This is a genomic window from Corynebacterium macclintockiae (assembly GCF_027570165.1).
Lineage (GTDB): Bacteria > Actinomycetota > Actinomycetes > Mycobacteriales > Mycobacteriaceae > Corynebacterium > Corynebacterium macclintockiae.
This window is the reverse complement of record NZ_JAKMUV010000001.1, coordinates 334,925-355,020: the sequence shown is the minus strand read 5'-3', so window position 1 is coordinate 355,020 and position 20,096 is coordinate 334,925. Positions and strand designations below refer to the sequence as shown.

General features: G+C 62.5%; 17 protein-coding genes. 16 read left to right on the top strand and 1 reads right to left on the bottom strand.

Annotated elements, in window-relative coordinates:
- Positions 1–2 precede the first annotated feature (2 nt).
- Positions 3–1,703, top strand: a complete 1,701-nt coding sequence (locus tag L8U58_RS01545; protein WP_035001169.1) for an AMP-binding protein — start codon at positions 3–5, stop codon at positions 1,701–1,703.
- 58 nt (positions 1,704–1,761) lie between these two features.
- Positions 1,762–2,562, top strand: a complete 801-nt coding sequence (locus tag L8U58_RS01540; RefSeq protein ID WP_034976693.1) for an SGNH/GDSL hydrolase family protein — start codon at positions 1,762–1,764, stop codon at positions 2,560–2,562.
- Positions 2,563–2,700: 138 nt separating this feature from the next.
- On the opposite strand, the gene L8U58_RS01535 is transcribed toward L8U58_RS01540, so the two are convergent.
- Positions 2,701–3,471, bottom strand: a complete 771-nt coding sequence (locus L8U58_RS01535) for a M23 family metallopeptidase (protein ID WP_034967524.1) — start codon at positions 3,469–3,471, stop codon at positions 2,701–2,703.
- Positions 3,472–3,917: 446 nt separating this feature from the next.
- On the opposite strand from L8U58_RS01535, the gene L8U58_RS01530 reads away from it, so the two are divergent.
- The 14 genes from L8U58_RS01530 to L8U58_RS01465 all read left to right on the top strand — a co-directional run bounded on the left by L8U58_RS01530 (position 3,918) and on the right by L8U58_RS01465 (position 20,049).
- Positions 3,918–5,579 carry a cell division protein PerM gene (locus L8U58_RS01530; protein ID WP_269954534.1) on the top strand — a complete coding sequence of 554 codons (1,662 nt, stop codon included), beginning with the start codon at positions 3,918–3,920 and terminating at the stop codon, positions 5,577–5,579.
- Positions 5,524–6,087, top strand: coding sequence for a phosphoribosylglycinamide formyltransferase (purN, locus tag L8U58_RS01525; protein ID WP_034976697.1), 564 nt, complete (start codon positions 5,524–5,526; stop codon positions 6,085–6,087). Before L8U58_RS01530 ends, purN begins: the two co-directional genes overlap by 56 nt.
- 35 nt (positions 6,088–6,122) lie before the next feature.
- A complete protein-coding gene (gene purH, locus L8U58_RS01520; RefSeq protein WP_034976699.1) occupies positions 6,123–7,742 on the top strand; it encodes a bifunctional phosphoribosylaminoimidazolecarboxamide formyltransferase/IMP cyclohydrolase in 1,620 nt (539 codons plus the stop codon).
- Between the two features lie 36 nt (positions 7,743–7,778).
- Positions 7,779–8,576 (top strand): hypothetical protein, encoded by a 798-nt coding sequence (locus L8U58_RS01515; RefSeq protein WP_034972309.1) that lies wholly within the window; start codon positions 7,779–7,781, stop codon positions 8,574–8,576.
- Positions 8,530–9,462 carry a hypothetical protein gene (locus L8U58_RS01510; RefSeq protein ID WP_237744551.1) on the top strand — a complete coding sequence of 311 codons (933 nt, stop codon included), beginning with the start codon at positions 8,530–8,532 and terminating at the stop codon, positions 9,460–9,462. The genes L8U58_RS01515 and L8U58_RS01510 overlap by 47 nt, the downstream gene beginning before the upstream one ends.
- A gap of 65 nt (positions 9,463–9,527) precedes the next feature.
- Positions 9,528–10,142, top strand: coding sequence for a TetR/AcrR family transcriptional regulator (locus L8U58_RS01505; RefSeq protein WP_034979480.1), 615 nt, complete (start codon positions 9,528–9,530; stop codon positions 10,140–10,142).
- Between the two features lie 182 nt (positions 10,143–10,324).
- Complete coding sequence (locus tag L8U58_RS01500; RefSeq protein WP_269954533.1) at positions 10,325–11,926, top strand: acyl-CoA carboxylase subunit beta; 1,602 nt, start codon at positions 10,325–10,327, stop codon at positions 11,924–11,926.
- A 59-nt stretch (positions 11,927–11,985) separates the two neighbouring features.
- Positions 11,986–14,094: an acetyl/propionyl/methylcrotonyl-CoA carboxylase subunit alpha gene (locus tag L8U58_RS01495; RefSeq protein ID WP_269954532.1), complete on the top strand. Its 2,109-nt coding sequence runs from the start codon at positions 11,986–11,988 to the stop codon at positions 14,092–14,094.
- A gap of 63 nt (positions 14,095–14,157) precedes the next feature.
- Positions 14,158–15,327, top strand: a complete 1,170-nt coding sequence (locus tag L8U58_RS01490; protein WP_070552013.1) for an acyl-CoA dehydrogenase family protein — start codon at positions 14,158–14,160, stop codon at positions 15,325–15,327.
- Between the two features lie 82 nt (positions 15,328–15,409).
- Complete coding sequence (locus tag L8U58_RS01485; RefSeq protein ID WP_034967489.1) at positions 15,410–15,907, top strand: MaoC family dehydratase; 498 nt, start codon at positions 15,410–15,412, stop codon at positions 15,905–15,907.
- On the top strand, positions 15,900–16,781 hold the full coding sequence (locus L8U58_RS01480; protein WP_034972305.1) for an HpcH/HpaI aldolase/citrate lyase family protein: 882 nt from the start codon (positions 15,900–15,902) through the stop codon (positions 16,779–16,781). The genes L8U58_RS01485 and L8U58_RS01480 overlap by 8 nt, the downstream gene beginning before the upstream one ends.
- A 101-nt stretch (positions 16,782–16,882) precedes the next feature.
- Positions 16,883–18,577, top strand: a complete 1,695-nt coding sequence (locus L8U58_RS01475; RefSeq protein ID WP_034972304.1) for an AMP-binding protein — start codon at positions 16,883–16,885, stop codon at positions 18,575–18,577.
- A gap of 57 nt (positions 18,578–18,634) precedes the next feature.
- Entirely contained in the window at positions 18,635–19,411 is a 777-nt protein-coding gene (locus L8U58_RS01470) for a CoA transferase subunit A (RefSeq protein ID WP_269954531.1), read from the top strand.
- The gene (locus tag L8U58_RS01465; RefSeq protein ID WP_034967475.1) at positions 19,408–20,049 is read left to right on the top strand and encodes a CoA transferase subunit B; all 642 of its coding nucleotides are present in this window, start codon (positions 19,408–19,410) and stop codon (positions 20,047–20,049) included. The genes L8U58_RS01470 and L8U58_RS01465 overlap by 4 nt, the downstream gene beginning before the upstream one ends.
- The last annotated feature ends 47 nt before the right edge of the window (positions 20,050–20,096 follow it).

Sequence of the window (20,096 nt, the reverse complement as noted above, 5' to 3'; positions counted from 1 at the left end):
TTATGTCGGATAACCAACAAGTCGCATCCAAACTGCAAAACCTCAAACATTTCGGCGAAGCAGCGTGGGCGGAGACCCATGCCATTGCCACTGGATTGGGAACTGCGCTGAAATCGGGCGTAGTCGTTAAAGGCGGTGGCGTTAAAGGTAAAGCAAAACTGGCGGAGAGTATCGCCCGCTACGGCTTCACTGCTGCGCGTCAAGCCTGGTACGCAGCAGAAGTAGCGCCAAACCGCACGGCCATCATCGATGACATCGGCGAGCGTACGTACACCGAGGTTCGAAGCGATGCACTTGCCTTCGCCCGGGCGCTGCAGCGCATGGGGCTGGGGCCGGGGAAGAATATTGCGGTCATGGCGCGCAATTCTCGCGTGGTTGTCTATGCACTGATCGCTAAGGGGTTCATCGGGGCAGACATTTGCCTGCTCAATCCAGCTTCCAGCCCAGTTCAGCTGCAGAAGTCAATGGAAGAGCTGGACGTCCACACCATCATCATCGATGAAGAGTTCGCAGACAGGCTGCCTGCCGACTATTCCCGCGCCAAGGTGATCATCGGCTACGCGGAGGATCCTAATAATCCGAAGACCCCGAATCCGGATTGGGAGACCTTCCAGCAGGTCATCGATAACGCGCCTTCCGAGGCGGAGGAGAAGCTACCTACGATCCCGAAGCGTGGCTTCATCACCATCATGAGCTCCGGCACTTCTGGTACTCCAAAGGCTGTGGTGCACCGAGAGCCACCTATCCCGACACCCCTGGCGGACCTCGTTACGTGGATCCCATGGCGCGCGGAGATGATGATTCAGCAGACCGCCTCTATGTTCCACTCGTGGGGCTGGGCGAACGTCAATCTGATCTTTGCTCATCGAGCGACTGTGGTGTTCCGCCGCGTCTTCGACCCGGTTCAGGCCATGGAAGACGTAGAGCGTTACAGGATTAACGGCATCATTACTTCGCCGATCTTCATTAAGGAGCAGCTGAAGGTCGCTCAGAACGGCAATTACGATGCATCGGCGGTGGAGTTCATCGTGTCCTCCGGCAACGCCATGCATGAAGATCTGCTTCGCGGCCTGCACAAGCAATTCGGGCCTGTGGTCTGCAACTTCTACGGCTCCACGGAAAACAGCGTGGTCGCCATTGCGAAGCGGGAAGAGCTGGCCGAGAATCCGGCCTTGGCTGGACGCCCGGTTCGCGGTGTGCGCGTCAAAATCCTGGATGACGACGGCAACGTGCTGCCGCCGAACACACCGGGTCGAATCTATGCGCGTGGCACGATGACGATGCGCCGCTACGCCCTCACTCGCGATCGCATGAAGATCAAGCATGGTCTGTTGGAGATCGGCGACCGCGGATACCTCGATGAGGAAGGGCGACTGTTCGTGCTTGGTCGTGCAGACGACATGATCATTGTTGGCGGAGAGAACGTCTACCCGCGCAGTGTTGAAGAGGTACTGGCGCCGATGCCTGGTGTGAGGGATCTCTACGCAAAGGGTGTGGACGACGAAGAGAGTTTCAAGCGCATGGCCGTGTGGATTGTCCGCGAAAACAACCCAGAGGGTGAAGCGCTGACTAAGGAATCCGTCCAAGAATGGATCCGGGACAACCTCGCGGAGCACTCCGTTCCCCGCGAAGTGACTTTCCTGGATGAGCTTCCGCGCAATCCGACTGGTAAGGTCATGCCGGCAATGCTTCCAAACGGCTAACATTTTTGTATCTCGATCGATAGCCTTAATAAGGCCAAAACAATCACGGGAGAAACTTATGAAGAAAATTGCACGCATTCTGACTGCGACGGTGGCCGTGGCCGGCTCCGTCGTGGGGCTGGCGCCCGCTGCACAGGCAGCCCCCGGAAACACCGTTTTGCTGGGCGATTCCTACTTTGCTAACACGACCTTCAACCAGATCATTGACGCCAAGAAGAGCGGCAAGCGCAAGTGCATCCAGGGTAATTTCCGCGTTGCGACCGAGCTGCGTCGCCTGACCGGAGCTCGCGTGGACGATTACTCCTGCAACGGCAAGGAGCTGTACCTGGGACGCGAGCCGCTGGAGGCTCGCCTGGATCAGGCTATCCGAGACGGCAGGCTGAACCGCCACACGCGCAATGTGCCGATCATGGTTGGTGCTAATGACACGTACCGCACCCTCGCCCCGATCGACAACCGTGCGGCAGCTCGCTCCTATGATCGTCTCGCAAAGAAGATCAAGCGCGTTGCTCCTGGCGCTCGTATCCAGTTCGTGAGCTACCCGCACCTGACGAACGACCGTGCTGGACTTTGCCTCATCCGTCCCCGCGGTTTGCCTCCGATTCAGGCTCCGTTCCCGATCGTGAAGGAAGCTGAGCGTCAGCTCTGGCGCCAGGCTCACGACGCTGCAAAGCGTAACGGTGGAGTGTTCGTTGACTTGCACCGCTCCACGCATGGTCACGATACGTGCCAGCCGGGCGGAAAGGCATGGGTTGCTGGCGTATTCGACAGTCAGACTCCGCGCTACAACCTGACCCTGCACATGTCACACACGGGCGTTACCAACGCGGCTAAGCAGATCGGTGCTGCTCTGCAGTAGGCCATCTGCAACAGGGGGAGGGGGCTCCTGGGAAACCTAGAGTCCCCGCTTTCCAAACGAACGAATAGAAGAAAGGCCTCCCGGTTGCCTTAGAAAGGCAACCGGGAGGCCTCTTTGTGGTCTAAAGGGTTAGCTAGCTTAGAGCGTGATGCCGCGCTCTTCCAGCCACGGCTTCGGGTCGATAGCGTCGCCACCGTTCGGGTGAACCTCGAAGTGGAGGTGGGAGCCGGTGGAGAAGCCGAGGGCGCCCATGCCAGCAATCTTCTGGCCGCTGGTTACGCGGTCGCCAACCTTGACGTCCAGGGTAGCCATGTGGCCGTAGACGGTGACGGTGCCGTCGTCGTGCTTGATGCGGATCCAGTTGCCGAAGCCGGAAGCCGGGCCGGAATCGATGACCGTACCGTCGTGTACGGCGCGGATCGCGGTGCCTACGGCGTTGGCAATGTCGATGCCCTTGTGGAAGCTGCCCCAACGCGGGCCGAATCCGGAGGTGAAGGTGCCCTCGGCAGGCTTGACGAAGTCGGGCATGCGAGCAGCGAGATCAGCCTCGGTGCGCTGCTTAGCGAAGCGCAGGACGGAATCCAGCTGCTGGGACAGGTCGGAGACCGGCTTGGCCTGGGGAACCTCGAGGATCTGAGGTGCCTCAGCGTTGTTGCCCTCTGCCGCTGCGGGGTTGGAGCTGCCCTGCGCGCCCTCTGCATTCGCGCCCTCACCCTGAGCCAGGATGGTGGTGTTCTCCGAAGCCAGGGCGATGTCCTTGTCGGCATCCTGGGTTGCGCCAGCGGTGGCGCCCGCTGCGCCGGCGGTGGTCATCGCGGTCGTGGCGACTGCAACCATGGCGAAACGGCTCTTGGCGGTCGGCTCCTGCTTGCGGTGCTTGCTGGTGCGGCGCTGAGTAGTGTTCTGCACTGTTCTCTGTAACCCTTTGACCTAATCGACTGCTGTGATCATCTCTCAAATGTGGTGCTTCAAGCTGTTCTGGTTGGCTCGAAGCCTTTGCGTGAGCATTTCGTAACCACTTTGTTATCAACGGAACGTAACACTATCCGGTCGGCAACGTTGCAGCAACTAATTCAGCCAAAAATAACGCTTTGATTACACTGCGGGGGTAGTGGGGTTAAAGGTGATTTTTGGCAATGTCCGATTATCCCAGTTCCGAGGCGGTTTATTTTGCACATTCGGGGGAGTGGGATGGATTGGTGATCTTCGGCACGCTACCTCCAAACCCTCAAGTAGAACCTTAAGCGTGTTGCGCAGATGTGGCTCTTCCCATGTAGAGAACAGTGTTGAAGAAGCATTACTTAGAGGTGGGTCAGTCCGCCAGGTGAAGGGAAGTCTTAGGCACAATAGGACGGGTGAGTAAAGATTCTGCTGCCCAACGACCCGGATCCCGACGATCTGCGTCTTCGCGACGCCCCGGCACCGGCCGCACCCGGCGGTCTGCCACGAGTGGTGACGCGCACAGAGTTAAGGGCAGCGGCCACGAGCGGTTCGTTGCTGCAGAGCATGCCAAGGGCAACTCCGTCGGCAGCGGTGCAAAGGCCACGCCGACAACTTCCGGGACAGTGAAGCACCAGCAAGCTGCGGGTGGGCTGAAATCTGCGATTGCGACGTGGTGGTCCAAGTGGAAGCCTCACGTTAAACGCTTTGGGCCACAGTTGCTCATTAATCACGCTGTCACCGTGGGCGTGATCGTCATTATCGCCGTTCTTATCGGAATCGGCGCCGGATTCGCCGTTGTGCCAGCCAGCATTGCCTCCATGTGGATGACCTTTAACCTTGCGCCGGTGGAGATGGCGGGGGCGAAGTTGGGGTTCGTTCCGCTACTCCCCGCGGTGGCGGTGGTCTGGGGGCACGCTAAGCGGGCTACGACGGTGCTGGGCAACTCCATCAGCGTGCGCGGGCTACGAGTGTTCACCACCCTGAGTCTTCTGATTCCTTTGTTATTTACGTGCATTGCGTGGCTGATGTTGTGGGACGCCTCGCGCGTCTACGACGTCACACCACCGAACCTGCTGGTAGCGCTGATCGCTACGGCGCTGGTGAACGGTGCTGCAATCGTTATTGGAATGCGAGCGCGTGTGTGGCGCGCGTTGCTGCTGCGCCGCGGATGGTCGACCTGGCCGGTTGAATCGGTGCTTCTGGCAGGGCGGTTCTTGAAGTGGATGAGTGCGGCCGGTGCTATCGCGGCGCTGGTGTACCTGCTGACGAACCTGGAGGCCTTCGGTAAGGCCTACGACATCACGACCACCACGATGGGCGTGGTGGGGCTGACGTTCGTGGCGTTGTTATATGTACCCAACGTGGTGATCGGTGCGGTGGCTGTGCTGCTGGGCGGAGAGTTCCACGTTGGCAATGGCGCCGTGAGCCTCTTTACTGCCAACAATGTGAACCTGCCCCCGGTGCCGATCTTGGCGGCAATCCCGAACGATCAGATTCCCTTCGGCCCCGCGCTGCTGGCCGTTCCTGCTGCTGTGGCCGTGGGCTGTGTGTACACGTTCCTGCGCGGGCGGAACTTCGTTGAAGCGCCTTTGTTGCAGGCGGTGGGTGCGGGTGCTTTCGCCGGTTTCATCGGATTCTGTGTTTCTTGGCTGGCCGGCGGAGAGATGGGTGTTTATGGGCACGCCGGTGCTGTGGAATGGCTCTTTGCTATCGAATTGGCGGCCTGGCTGCTGGTGCCTGCGGCCGTCATGATGTTCTTCACCGCACGCCGCGGGGAGGCTGTCGTTGAGGACATTCCGGAGGCAGAGGTTGTGCCGACGAAGGCGCAGCAAGCCGAAGCGGAGGCTGAGACTGATGCTGACGCTGCTGCGGATGCTGACGCTGCCGAGGGCGCCGAGGGGACTGATGATTCTGAGGATGACGCCCCTACGGAGGAACCGGAAGAAGGGGAAGATGGGGGCGTCACGAAGAAAGAACAAGAAGATGCAGACGACACAGAAGATACAGAGGAGAGCGACGATGAAGATAGTGATTCTGGCGAGCGGGACGGGGACCCTGCTCCAGAGCGTGATTGATAACGTCGACCGCTCGCGGGTCGAGATCGCGGCCGTGGGCAGTGACCGGCAATGCGCGGCGCTCGACCGTGCCGAGCGAGCGGGCATCGAACACTTCCTGGTCGAGTACGTGCCGAAGCAGACCGACCGGGACAAGTGGAACGAGGAGCTGGCGGACAAGCTGGCCAGCTACCAGCCCGACCTGGTGGTCAGCGCGGGTTTCATGCGCATTATCGGTCCGACGGTGGTGGAGCGTTTCGAAGGCAAGATCATCAACACCCACCCGGCGTTGCTGCCCGCATTCCCCGGAGCGCACGCCGTTGAAGACGCACTGGATTACGGTGTGCGAGTGACCGGGTCTACAGTTCATGTTGTAGATAGTGGCGTGGACACGGGGCCGATCATTGCCCAAAAGGCGGTAGAGGTCGCGGACGACGACACAGTCGACAGCTTGCATGAAAGAATCAAAAAGGTGGAGCGCGCACTCTTGGTAGAGGTGCTGCACGACATCGCCGGAACGACTGATTAAAACCTTCCAAAGACGAAAGGCCAGGATCCAAAACAATGAGTGATGGCAGCACAGCAACCAACGGTGCAGACAAGAAGGCAATCCGCCGCGCACTGATCAGCGTGTACGACAAGACTGGTCTGGAGGACCTGGCGAAGGGACTGCACGCGCAGGGCGTAGACATCGTGTCTACCGGCTCTACCGCAAAGAAGATCGCGGAGGCCGGGGTGCCGGTCACCGAGGTTGAGGCGCTGACCGGATTCCCGGAGGTGCTGGAGGGGCGCGTGAAGACCCTGCACCCCCGCGTCCACGCTGGCATCCTGGCCGATACCCGCAAGGACGACCACCTAAAGCAGTTGGAGGATCTGGACATCGAGGCCTTCCAACTGGTCGTTGTGAACCTGTACCCGTTCACCCAGACCGTGGCTTCCGGCGCAGACTTCGATGCGTGTGTAGAGCAGATCGATATCGGTGGGCCGTCCATGGTGCGCGCAGCGGCGAAGAACCACCCGTCGGTGGCCGTTGTTGTGGATCCCAACCGCTATGAGGATGTGGTTGCCGCTGCCGGTGCCGGTGGGTTCACCCGTGCACAGCGCACTGAGCTGGCTGTAGACGCTTTCCGCCACACCGCCGCCTATGACGTTGCTGTAGCGACGTGGATGGGGGAGCAGGTCGCAGAGAGCGCAGAGTGCGCCGAAGGTGCAGAGGCTGTGCACTTCCCCGAGTGGATCGGCGCCTCCTACGAGCGCGCCAACGTGCTGCGTTACGGCGAGAACCCGCACCAGGCTGCCGCGCTGTACTCCAATGGAACTGGCCTGGCCGGTGCCAAGCAGTTCCATGGCAAGGAGATGAGCTACAACAACTACACCGACGCGGACGCTGCCTGGCGTGCTGCGTGGGACCACAAGCGCCCGACCGTGGCCATCATCAAGCACGCCAACCCGTGTGGCATTGCGGTATCCGACGTGTCCATTGCCGATGCGCACAAGAAGGCTCACGCCTGTGACCCGATGTCCGCCTTCGGTGGCGTGATCGCCGTGAACCGCGAGGTCAGCGTAGAGATGGCCGAGCAGGTCGCCGAGGTGTTCACCGAGGTCATCATCGCGCCGGGCTACGAGGACGGTGCTGTGGAGATCTTGTCGCAGAAGAAGAACATCCGCATCCTGCAGGCCGAGGCCCCGAGCGAGGAGCCGGAGCTGCAGGGGCGCGAGATTTCCGGCGGCCTGCTGGTGCAGCAGGCCGATGCCATCAACGCGAAGGGTGACGACCCGCAGAATTGGACCCTGGCGGCCGGCGAGGCTGTCGACGAGGCCACCCTCCGCGAACTGGAATTCGCTTGGCGTACCGTGCGCGCGGTGAAGTCGAACGCTATCTTGCTGGCGAAGGATGACGCCACCGTGGGCGTGGGCATGGGACAGGTCAACCGCGTGGACGCTGCCAAGTTGGCGGTAGAGCGCGCAAACTCCCTGGCTGGTGACGAAAAGCGCGCTGAGGGTGCAGTTGCAGCCTCGGACGCTTTCTTCCCCTTCGCCGACGGTTTTGAGGTGCTGGCTGCCGCTGGTGTCCGCGCCGTCGTGCAGCCCGGTGGCTCGGTCCGCGATGCGGAGGTCATCGAGGCGGCGGAGAAGGCGGGCGTCACCATGTACCTGACCGGCGAGCGCCACTTCGCGCACTAGAAAAACACACCCCCACGCGCAGGAGTTCCCCCACCAATGTCTAACGAACACCCCACTAACCCTGGCATCGGCAGCAATTCGAACCAGCCGGAACCACCGCAGTATCGGCACAATGCGAATGCGCCGGAGCAGAATCAGTGGCAGCAGTGGCAGAACTCTCCGCAGCCCCAGTTCTCGCAGCAGACCCCGCAGCAGTACTCGCAACAGCCCCCGCAGAATCCCCCGTACAACTACGAGGGCTCTGACGGGGACAGCAAGTTCAAGCCGATCATGGGCATCATTCTGGCCGCGATCTTGGCTATTGCGCTGATCCTGGGTGCGGCCTACTACCTAGGCTGGATCGGCAACCGCAACGACAACGGCGGCACCGGCGGGGGCGCTTCCCAGTCGCAGGAAGCCGACGGCGGTAGCTCCAGCGGTGACGACGAGGGGGACGATGCCGCGCAGGGCGAAGAGTCGGATTCCGACGGTCAGGACAGCGAAGAGTCCGCAGGCCGGGACGAGGACGGCAAGGACGAGGATGACGCAGAGGATTCCCGCCCCGCCCGCCCGAAGCTGCCCTCCGGGGCAGTCCCCGCCAACCAGTCCGCCGAGCAAAACAAGCCCGCCGGCGACTTCAACAACGTCTACACCGGTAGCGACATCACGTCGAAGCCTTTCGCCCGCGCGGTTCGCGACGCATTTGTTACCCACTACCTGGACACGGATGAAACCGAAGGTACGGTGAAGGCTCACTCGTCGGTGACGGGTCAGACTTACACGATGAAGTGCAAGGATAACGGCCAGTATGTCACCTGCACTGGGGGCAACAATGCCATTGTCTACATCGCTTAAGACCCGTCGCTCGCTTGTCGCGGCGCTGCTCGTCGCTGTCGGTGCGACTGCTGCCGGTTGCACGATTGGTGATGTGGATGGGGAGGACGCCACGTCGTCCGCAGCGACCACCTCAGACAAGCAGGACGCGTCCACCGCTGGGCACCCTCCGCGGCCGACACTGGGGGCGTCCCCCACAAAGAAACCGCACAAGCCAGAGAAGCCGCAGGAGAGAACCGACGTGGAGCTGCACTACGACGGCAGCGCGACGATAGCCGTGGCCGGAATGAAGGGACCGGGGCAGACCGCGGTTGCGCCGTGGTCAACTATGAAGGTGCCGATTGCGATTGCGGCTTTGCGCAATGATCCGGGGATGGGCGCGACGGTGGCCCAGGCGATTCAGAATTCGGATAATGCGGCGGCGGAGACGCTGTGGTCCTCTCTCGGTTCGCCGCAGCAGGCGGCAGAGGCCACGGGTGCGGTGATTTCGGAAGGCGGCAGCACTGCGCGTGTGGAAACGCAGCCGGTGCGGCCGGGTTTTAGTTCTTTTGGTCAGAGCGAATGGTCGTTGTCCGCGCAGGCCGATTTTGCCTCGCACTTGCGGTGTATCAAGGGGGCAGAGCCGGTGGTTAAGGCCATGGGCAATGTGACCAACGGCGGGGGCTACGGCCTGGGCACGATCCCGGGCGCCATCTTTAAGGGCGGCTGGGGTCCCGGCGCCGATGGCGCCTATGGGGTGCGGCAGTTCGGGCTGATCCCCAAGTCGGAGGGCGCTGGTGGCTATGTGGCCGTGGCCATCGCCGTGGAAAGCCCGGATGGTAGCTATGAGTCGGCACAGGCGGAGCTGACGGCGGCTGCGGAGTTCCTCAAGGGGAAGGTGGGCAGCCTGCCCGCGGCCGCTTGCTGAGTGGATTGCGGGTAGTACGGGCACTGTCTGTCGGTTAGTGGCGGATAACCAGTAGTGTGTGAGCTATGAGCTCTCAATATCTAGACGACCCCAACACCGAGGGGTTATCTCCGCGGGCGGCGGCAAAGGAACAGCGCCGGGTGGAACTCCTGCGCGCCGCTGCGTCGATCATGGCGGACAAAGGGTTCCACGGCACGCGCCTGGAAGAGGTCGGGGAAGCTGTGGGGATATCTGGCCCGGGGGTCTATCGGCACTTCTCCGGGAAAGGGGAAATCCTCACCGAGCTGATGACCGGAATCTCGGAATACATGCTCTCTGAAGCGCAGGGGATCGTCGAGGGGTTGGTGGATCCGCGCGAGCGATTGGCCGTATTGATTGATTTTCAGGTGGACTTTGCGCTGTCCCGCCCAGAGTTAATTCGCCTGCATAACCGCGAATTGTTCCGCATGGGGGAGGAGGGGCGCGGGCGCGTGCGCTCAGTGCAGGGGCGCTACCTCAAGCTATTGGCGGAGTCGCTGGCGCAGATGGATCCCCGCTACAAGGGGGAGGCTGGGAGGATTACCGCCCAGCTGCTGGTCGGAATGATTAACTCGTCGGAGCTGACCCGGGGGTGGGCGTCCACGGCATTGGTACGGCGCCAGACGTTGGCCGCGGCGCGCGCGGCGGTGGGGCTGGGGTAGTGCTGGGGAACCCACCACTTTCGGGGGTGGTTTTAAGGGAGAAACTTTTTAAATTCACTAGCAAAAGTGTTCTAGCTCACATACAGTGTGCGTTACAGGTTAGTTAATCGTCTGTAACTGAAATGTAGGAGTGGAGGGCGACGAACGCCCCGCTCCCTCGCCACACTCAAGGAGCTGCACACGTGGAAACCGCAACCCCCCGAGCGACAGACTCTGCCGAGCCGCGCGGCATACCGAGCCACCGCGAGCTCGTCCAGGAACTACGCGAGCGCCTCACCCGCGCTCAGGACGGCGGCGGAGAGAAAGCCCGCAAGCGGCACACTGACCGGGGCAAGCTGCTACCGCGCGAGCGCATCCGCCTACTGCTGGATCACGGCAGCCCATTCCTGGAAATCGCGCCCCTTGCCGCCGAGGACATGTACGACGGCAAGGCACCGGCGGCCGGAATCATCGCCGGGGTCGGGCTCGTTCACGGTCGGCTGTGCTTGATCGCTGCTAATGACGCCACCGTCTCCGGCGGCACCTACTATCCCATGACGGTGAAGAAGCACCTCCGCGCCCAGGAGATTGCCGAGCAAAACCACCTGCCGTGCATCTACCTGGTCGATTCTGGCGGAGCGATGCTGCTGCAGCAGGATGATGTGTTCCCGGACCGCAACCACTTCGGCCGCATTTTCTTTAACCAGGCGAACCTGTCGGCCAAGGGCATCCCGCAGCTATCAGCAGTGATGGGCTCCTGCACCGCCGGCGGCGCCTACGTTCCCGCTATGAGTGACGAAACCATCATCGTGGAAAACCAGGGCACCATCTTCCTGGCTGGCCCACCGCTGGTGAAGGCCGCCACCGGCGAGGACGTGACCCCCGAGGAGCTCGGCGGTGGCGCGATGCACTCCCGCATTTCCGGTGTAACGGACCACCTGGCCGCCGACGACGAGGATGCTCTGCGGATCATGCGGGGCATCGTAGAGACCCTGCCGGAGCCCAAGCCCACCCCCTGGAAGCGCAGCACCCCGGTTCCCGCGCCACGCCCCCAGGAGGATCTCTACGACATCGTTCCGACCGACCCGAAGATTCCCTACGACGCGCACGAGGTCATCGAAACCCTCTGCGACGAGGGCAGCCTGTCGGAGTTTAAGAGCGAATACGGCAACAGCATCATCACTACCTTTGCCCGGTTGGAAGGCCACCAGGTCGGAGTGATTGCCAACAACGGCATTATCTTTGCCGAAGCTGCCATGAAGGGCGCACACTTCATCGAACTCTGCGAGCAGCGCAACATCCCCATCATCTTTCTGCAGAACACCACCGGTTTCATGGTGGGGCGTCAATACGAAGAAGGTGGCATCGCGAAGCACGGGGCGAAGATGGTGAACGCGGTGGCCACCGCATCGGTGCCCAAGCTGACGGTGGTTACGGGCGCGGCCTTCGGTGCCGGCAACTATTCCATGTGCGGGCGGGCTTATTCGCCGCGCTTCCTATGGATGTGGCCGAACGCGCGCATCGCCGTGATGGGCGGACCCCAGGCAGCCATGACGCTGTCCACCGTCCGACGCGCCCAGATCGAACGCCGCGGCGGGGAGTGGTCGACCGAGGAACAAGAGGCATTCGAAGCCCCCATCCGCGAGATGTTCGATGAGAAATCCACCTGCTGGTATTCCACCGCCCGCCTGTGGGACGACGGAGTGATCGACCCGGCCGATACCCGTCGCACCCTCGCGATGGCGCTCGACATCTGCGCCCAGGCTCCGCGCGAGGAAACCGGCTTCGGCGTATTCCGCATGTAGTCCAGCCCAGTCTCAGCTCTAGTCCGACGACGTACGCACCACAAGAAAGAGAAACTGACGTGAGTGACACAAACGCCCTCACCGGCCCGTTCGATACGGTGCTGGTCGCCAACCGCGGCGAGATCGCCCTCCGCGTTATCCGCACCGTACACCGCATGGGGCTTAAGGCCGTGGCCGTTTACTCCGAAGCGGATTCCGCCGCGCCGCATGTGCACGCCGCCGATAAGGCCGTGTGTCTAGGCCCCGCCGCAGCTGCCGAGTCTTACCTCAACATCGATAAGGTTATTGACGCCGCCAAGGCGACCGGCGCCGGCGCCATCCACCCGGGCTACGGATTCCTCTCGGAAAACGCGACCTTCGCCAAGCGCTGCGAGGACGAGGGGATCATCTTTATCGGCCCACCCGCGAGCGCGATCGAGAGGATGGGTGACAAGATCACCGCGCGTGCGACCGTGGAGTCCCGCGACGTGCCCACCGTCCCCGGAATCTCCCGGCCGAACTTGACGGACCAGGAGATCATCGACGCATCCGAGTCCGTGGGCTACCCGGTGCTGATTAAGCCGTCCGCAGGCGGTGGCGGCAAGGGAATGCACCTGGTGGAGGAGCCAGAGAAGCTGGCCAGCGCGCTGGTGTCGGCCCGCCGCGAGGCAGCCAGCTCCTTCGGCGACGACACGCTGTTCCTGGAGCACTTCGTGGATACGCCCCGGCACATTGAGGTGCAGATCGTCGCCGACTCGCACGGCAACGTTATCCACCTGGGCGAGCGCGAATGTTCGCTGCAGCGCCGCCACCAAAAGGTCATCGAGGAAGCTCCGTCCGCTCTGTTGGACGAGCAGACTAGGCAGGAGATCGGCGAGGCCGCCTGCGACGCAGCTCGCGCCTGCGGCTACTGCGGTGCGGGCACCGTGGAGTTCATCGTCTCCGCGAAGCAGCCCGAGCACTTCTTCTTTATGGAGATGAACACCCGACTGCAGGTCGAGCACCCAGTCACCGAGATGGTTACCGGCCGCGACCTGGTGGAGTGGCAAATCCGCGTGTCTCGCGGCGAGGCCCTGCCGATCACGCAGGACGACGTTCGCCTCAACGGACACTCAGTGGAGGCGCGCGTCTACGCCGAAGATGCCGCCGCCGGATTCCTGCCCACCGGTGGTCTGATCACGGGTCTTTCCTGGCCGCGCGGGGAAGGGATTCGTGTGGACGCCGGCGTGGTGGAGGGCCAAGAGGTCAGCTCCGACTACGACCCCATGCTGGCGAAGATCATCGCCCACGCCGACACGCGCGAGGAGGCCTTACAGCGCCTGGATCAGGCGCTGTCCCACACGCGCATCGAGGGACTGACCACCAACATCGACTTCAACCGCTTCCTGGTCACCCGCCCGGAGGTTATCGCAGGGGATCTACACACCGGTCTGCTCGACTCCATCGTCGAAGAATTCCAGCCCCGCGAGATCCCCGCGGATACCTTCGCCGTCGCAGTGCTGTACCTGGCTGGGGCGCTGGGTGGCGGGGACGAAGGGGCGTCAGAAACAAAGACTTCCGCAACCCCGCTGGGCAGCACGTGGACCGCCCGGGACGGTTGGCGCGGCGCGGGGCAGCGCGCACCCCTGCGACTGGTGCTGGCCGACCCGGGTGGCGTGACTGCGCCGGTGGAGGCTCGTGCGGAGTATCAGGATGGTGCGTGGAATGTACAGCTCACGCCACTGACCAGTGGTGACGACGAGGAAGCGTCGGTGCAGTCTGTGGCCAGACGCATCCAGATGGTAGCGAACCCACAGGCAAGCGCCACCGAATGGCGACTCTCCATCGACGGCGCCCCGGCTGAAAGATGGAGCGCCACTGCCAGCGGTAGCATCACCGGCCCGCACGGCACGCATGTGGTGGAGGTGTTCTCCGGCACTGCGAACGACGCGGAGGCCAGTGCGGAGGACTCACCGGACATTCTGAGCCCCATGCCGGGGACCGTCATTGCAGTGGAAGTTGCCGACGGCCAAGACGTCACCGAAGGCCAACCTGTGGTGGTGATCGAGGCCATGAAGATGGAGCACACCCTGGTGGCCACCCGCGACGGGCAGGTCAAGATCAGCGTTTCCGTCGGCCAGAAAGTCGGCACCGGAGAAGTCCTGGCGGAGGTCATCGCGGCCGACAGTGCAGATACAGCCGACAGCTAAACCCTTCACTTCACACACATCTCCCTAACCCAGAAACCTAACCCAGAAAAGAGAACCAAAACCATGAGTCAGAGCACCAAGAACCGCAACCCCTACCTGTCCGACGAGCTGCACGAGCTGCGCGCCAGCGTTGAGGACTTCGCCAACACCGTCGTCGACCCCGTCGCCGCCCAGCACGACCGCGAGCACACCTTCCCCTACGACGTGGTCCGTCAGATGGGAGAGATGGGGCTGTTCGGCCTGCCGATCTCCGAGGAATACGGCGGCATGGGCGGCGACTACATGGCCCTCGGCGTGGCCCTGGAAGAGCTCGCCCGCGTGGACCAGTCCGTCGCCATCACCCTGGAAGCTGGAGTCTCGCTGGGCATCATGCCGATTTACCGCTTCGGCAGCGATGAACAGAAGCAGACCTACCTACCCAACCTGGTGGCGGGCAAGAACCTGGCGGGCTTCGGCCTGACCGAGCCCGAGGCCGGATCGGATGCTGGTGGCACCAAGACCACCGCCAAGCTCGACGGCGGCGAGTGGGTCATCAACGGCTCCAAGCAGTTCATCACCAACTCCGGCACGGACATCACCTCCCTGGTCACCGCCACCGCCGTCACCGGCCAGCGGGAAAACGGGAAGAAGGAAATCTCCGCCATCATCGTGCCCACCGGCACACCCGGCTTCACGGCCGAGCCCTCCTACAACAAGGTCGGCTGGAACGCCTCCGACACCCACCCGCTGACCTTCGACAACGTCCGCGTGCCCGAGGAGAACCTGGTCGGCGAGCGCGGCCGCGGCTTCGCCTACTTCCTGTCCATCCTCGAAGAAGGCCGCATCGCCATCGCCGCGCTGGCTACGGGTGCCGCCCAGGGCTGCGTCGACGAGTGCGTGCGCTACGCCAAGGAGCGCACCAGCTTCGGCAAGCCGATTTCCGAATACCAGGCCATCAGCTTCAAGATCGCCCGTATGGAGGCGCGCGCCTGGACTGCCCGCCAAGCCTGGTATGCCGCCGCGGCGAAGATGGCCGCGGGGCTGAACTTCAGCAAGGAAGCCTCCATCGCCAAGATGGTCGCCTCCGAGGCGGCTATGGATAACGCCCGCGATGCCACGCAGATCCACGGCGGCTACGGCTTTATGAACGAATACCGAGTCGCCCGTCACTACCGCGATTCCAAGATCCTGGAGATCGGCGAGGGCACCACTGAGGTGCAGCAGATGCTCATCGCCCGCGCCCTCGGCGTGTAGGTCGGGCGGAGCACCTCAGCGCTTGGATACCGACGAGGCGTCACAAAGAAAAAGGGCATAAGAAAAAAGGAGACCAGCGACAATGAGCGCAGAAAAAGAAGTTGTGCAGCGCGGCCTGTGGTTCGAGGAGTTCACGGAGGGCGTGGTGTACCGGCACCAGCCCGGGCGCACCGTCACCGAGGCGGACAACACGCTGTTCACAACCATGACCATGAACACCCAGCCGCTGCACATCGATGCGGCCTGGGCTGCCACTCAGGATGGCTTCCGCGGCGAGCGACTGGTGAACTCCATGTTCACGCTGTCGACGGTGGTGGGGCTGTCCGTGAGCCAGCTTTCCCTCGGCACCATCGTGGCCAACCTGGGGTTCAGCGAGATTTCCTTCCCCGCGCCCATGTTCCACGGCGATACCCTATACGCCGAAACGCGCTGCGTGGGCAAGCGGCTGTCGAAGTCGCGGCCGGGGCAGGGCATCGTGGAGTTGGAGCACATCGGGCGTAACCAAGACGGCACCATCGTGTGTAAGGCCACGCGCAAGACGCTGATGCAGTGCGCGCCGGAAGGGGGCGGCGATGTCTAACACCCCTTGGCTGCCGAAAGGCCCCGCGCTGCTGTTCGCCCCCGCCGATCGCCCCGAGCGCTTCTCCAAGGCCGCCGAACGTTCCGACATGGTCATCCTTGACCTGGAGGACGGCTGCCGCGCCGAGAATCGCGCCGAGGCCAGGCAGAACGTCATCAACGCGGACCTGGATCCGGAGCGGACGATCGTGCGCATTAACGCAGTCGATTCCTCCGATTTCGCCGCGGATATCGCCGCCGTCGTGGACTCGCCGTTGAGGACCGTCATGGTGCCGAAGGTCGAAAGCGCTGTCTCTTTTACTGACGCCTATTCCAACCGCCCGGCACTTCCAGCTGACTTCCGCGCTATCGCCCTGATCGAAACTCCCCGGGGAGTGGTGAACCTCGCCGAGATTGCCGCAGACCCGCAGGTCGTTGCCCTGTTCTGGGGAGCAGAAGACCTCACCGCTGCGGTTGGGGGAACCAGCTCGCGCTACGGAGCGGACGAAGTTCCCACACCAGGCGGTGGCCCTTCTGGTCACCCGGGCGGTTACCGCGAAGTGCCTCGGCTGACCCGCGCGATGGTGCTGATGCACGCTGCAGCTGCGGGCATCGTGGCGCTGGATTCCATTCACGCAGACACGAAGGATATCGAGGGTACCAGGGCGGAGGCGGTCGACGCCGCGGCCAGTGGTTTCGCCGCCACTGTGTCCATCCACCCGGGGCTGGTGCCCGCCATCCGAGAGGCCTATGCGCCCACAGAGGAGCAAGCCACCTGGGCGCGCCGGGTGATCGAAGGCGCCGCCGAGAACTCCGGGGCTTTCGCCTTGGATGGCCAGATGATCGACGCACCACTGCTGCGCCAGGCCGAAGTGATTGCCGCCAGAATCCGCTAAATACCTTGCTTTACCTGCTCGCTTCTTCCCTCACAGTCCCTTAATCCCTTAAACACAGTTCTTCACAGGACACAGTCCTTCAAAACAAAGGTTGATGCCCAATGACTACCCCGACTCGTAACGACCGCCCGATCGTGCTCTCCGACCCGGCGGACCTTGACCCCACTTTGTCCCACCAGGTCGGTCGCACCGACGTGGAACTGCTGGACGAGACCATCGGCCAGTGCCTCGCCCGCATTGTGGCCGAATACCCGGAGCATGACGCGGTCATCGACTTCTATGGCGATGTCCACCTGACGTACACGGAGTTCTACCGCAAGGTGCAGCGCCTGGCCTCTGGGCTGCACGCTGCCGGCTACCGAAAGGGCGACCGTATCGGAATCTGGGCGCCGAACCGCTGGGAGTGGACTCTGGTGCAGTTTGCCACTGCCGAGATCGGTGCGATCCTGGTCTGCATCAACCCCTCCTACCGGCACAAAGAGCTTGTCTACGCCATGGGGCAGTCGGGCGTGAAGGGGCTGTTTTCCGCGGGCCGCTTCAAGGAATCTAATTACCGCGCGATGATCGATGCGGCGGAAAGCCAGTTCAGCCGCCACAACTACAAGGAGACGATCTTCTTCGGCTCCGAGCGCTGGGATGAGCTAGCCAACCACGCCATCCTCGACCTGAATCCGGTGCGCGAGCAGCTGCACCCGGACGATCCCATCAACATCCAGTACACCTCCGGTACCACGGGCATGGCGAAGGGCGCGACGCTGACCCACCGCAACATCCTGAACAACGGCTACCTGGTGGGGGAGACCCTGCAGTACACCGACCAGGACAAGGTCGTGATCCCCGTTCCCTTCTTCCACTGCTTCGGCATGGTGATGGGCAATCTGGGCGCCATCACCCACGGCGCAACGACCATCATCGCGGGCCCCGTGTTCAACCCGCAATCCGTGCTGGAAGCGGTGGAGCACGGCAAGGCCACCAGCCTGTTCGGTGTGCCGACGATGTTCATGGCGGAACTGGATGAGATAGAGCATGCCAAGGCCAAGGGCAAGACCTATGACCTGTCCAGCCTGCGCACTGGCATTATGTCCGGCACTGCCTGCCCCACCCGCACGATGCGGCAGGTGATGGACATCATGAACATCAACGAGATCACCATTGCCTACGGCATGACGGAGACCTCGCCGGTGAACCACCAGACCCTGGTGGACGATCCGATCGAGAAGCGAGTGGGCACCGTCGGCCGCCCGAACCCACACATCGAGGTGAAGATCGTCGACCCGGAGACCGGCGAGACGGTTAAGCGTGGCGAGCAGGGCGAGATCCTGATCCGCGGATTCCTGGTGATGCAGGGCTACTGGGATATGCCGGGTAAGACCGCGGACGCCATCGACGAGGACGGCTGGATGCACTCCGGCGACCTAGGAACGATGGACGAGGAAGGCTATGCCCGCATTACCGGCCGCGCCAAGGACATGGTGATCCGCGGAGGGGAGAACCTCTACCCGCGCGAGATCGAAGAGTTCCTCATGACGCACCCCGATATCTCCGACGTGCAGGTCGTGGGTGTGCCGGACGAGAAGTACGGCGAGGAGCTGATGGCCTTCATCATTATGCGCGAAGACACCGCCCCATTGGATCAGCCGGCAGTCCGGGAATTCTGCAACGGGGAGCTGACCCGCCACAAGATCCCGAAGTACGTCCAGTGCGTGGATTCCTTCCCCATGACGCTGTCGGGCAAGGTGCGCAAGGTTGAGCTGCGTGAACAGGCCGTGGAGCTGCTCGGGATCTACCAAAAGTAGGCAACCACTCACCCCCCAAACAGAGCTCAAACAGATTCAGATAGAAAGGAAGCAACCGTGAGTATTACAGCGCCACATCATTCAAAACTACGCACTGCCGCGGAGGCAATCGCTGACATTAAAGACGGCGCCACCCTGGCCGTCGGAGGGTTCGGGGTGTGTGGCATCCCGCAGGTCTTGCTCGAAGAGCTCAGCCGCACGCAGATCAAAGACCTAGAAGCCGTTAGCAACAACGCAGGCCTGGATGGCCGGGGCCTGGGCCTACTACTGGCCAATCACCAGCTTCGCCGCATCGTGGCCAGCTATGTGGGGGAGAACAAGGAGTTCGCCCGCCAATACCTAGACGGCGAGCTGGAGGTCGAACTCACTCCACAAGGCACCCTGGCTGAACGGCTGCGCGCCGGAGGCTCCGGCATCGGTGCGTTCTTCACCCGCACCGGCGTGGGCACTCTCGTGGCCGACGGCGGCATGCCCTGGAAGTACGACCAGAGCGATAAAACGAAGGTAGAGGTCGCTTCCCCGGCGAAGGAAACCCGCACCATCGACGGCGAGGACTATGTGCTGGAAACCGCCATCCGCGCCGACTTTGGCCTGGTGCGCGCCGCTATTGCCGATAAGGATGGCAACCTGCGCTTCGCCAAGACCGCCCGCAACTTCAACCCTCTGGCTGCTATGAGCGGCAAGATCTGCATTGTCGAGGCAGAAAAGGTCGTGGAGGTCGGCCAGCTGGACCCGGACGATATTCACCTGCCGGGTGTTTTCGTCCACCGAATCGTGGAACTCTCCCCGGAACAGGCTGCCGACAAGATGATCGAAAAGGAGACCGTGCGATGACCGGCTGGACCCGACAAGAAATGGCTGCTCGCGCCGCGCAGGAACTCGAAGACGGCCAGTACGTCAACCTCGGTATTGGCATGCCCACCCTCGTGCCGAACTACGTGCCGGAGGGTGTGACCGTGTCCCTGCAATCGGAAAACGGCATGCTCGGTATCGGCCCCTACCCGGAAGCGGGCCATGCCGACCCGGACCTCATCAACGCGGGCAAGGAAACCGTCACGGCACTTCCCGGCACCAGTTACTTCGATTCCGCCGTTAGCTTCGGCATGATCCGCGCGGGAAAGATCGACGTCGCCATCCTCGGTGCCATGGAGGTCAACGCTCGCGGTGACATCGCCAACTGGATGGTGCCCGGCAAGATGGTCAAGGGCATGGGTGGCGCCATGGATCTGGTTGTCGGCGCGCGCCGCGTTATCGTCCTCATGGATCACACCACCAAAACCGGGGAGCCGAAGCTCATCGAGGAGCTCACCCTCCCCACAACCGGCCTCGGCGTGGTCGATCGGATCATCACGGATCTTGCCGTTTTCGACCGTGACGAGGATGGGTTGAAGTTGGTGGAGCTGGCACCGGGCGTCACCACAGAAGAGGTAGAAGAAAAGACCGCGGTACCGTACACAACGGCGCTGGGGTAAGAGCATTCAATCGGCTTCGCTGAAGCATCGTTCGTGCCATACTTGAG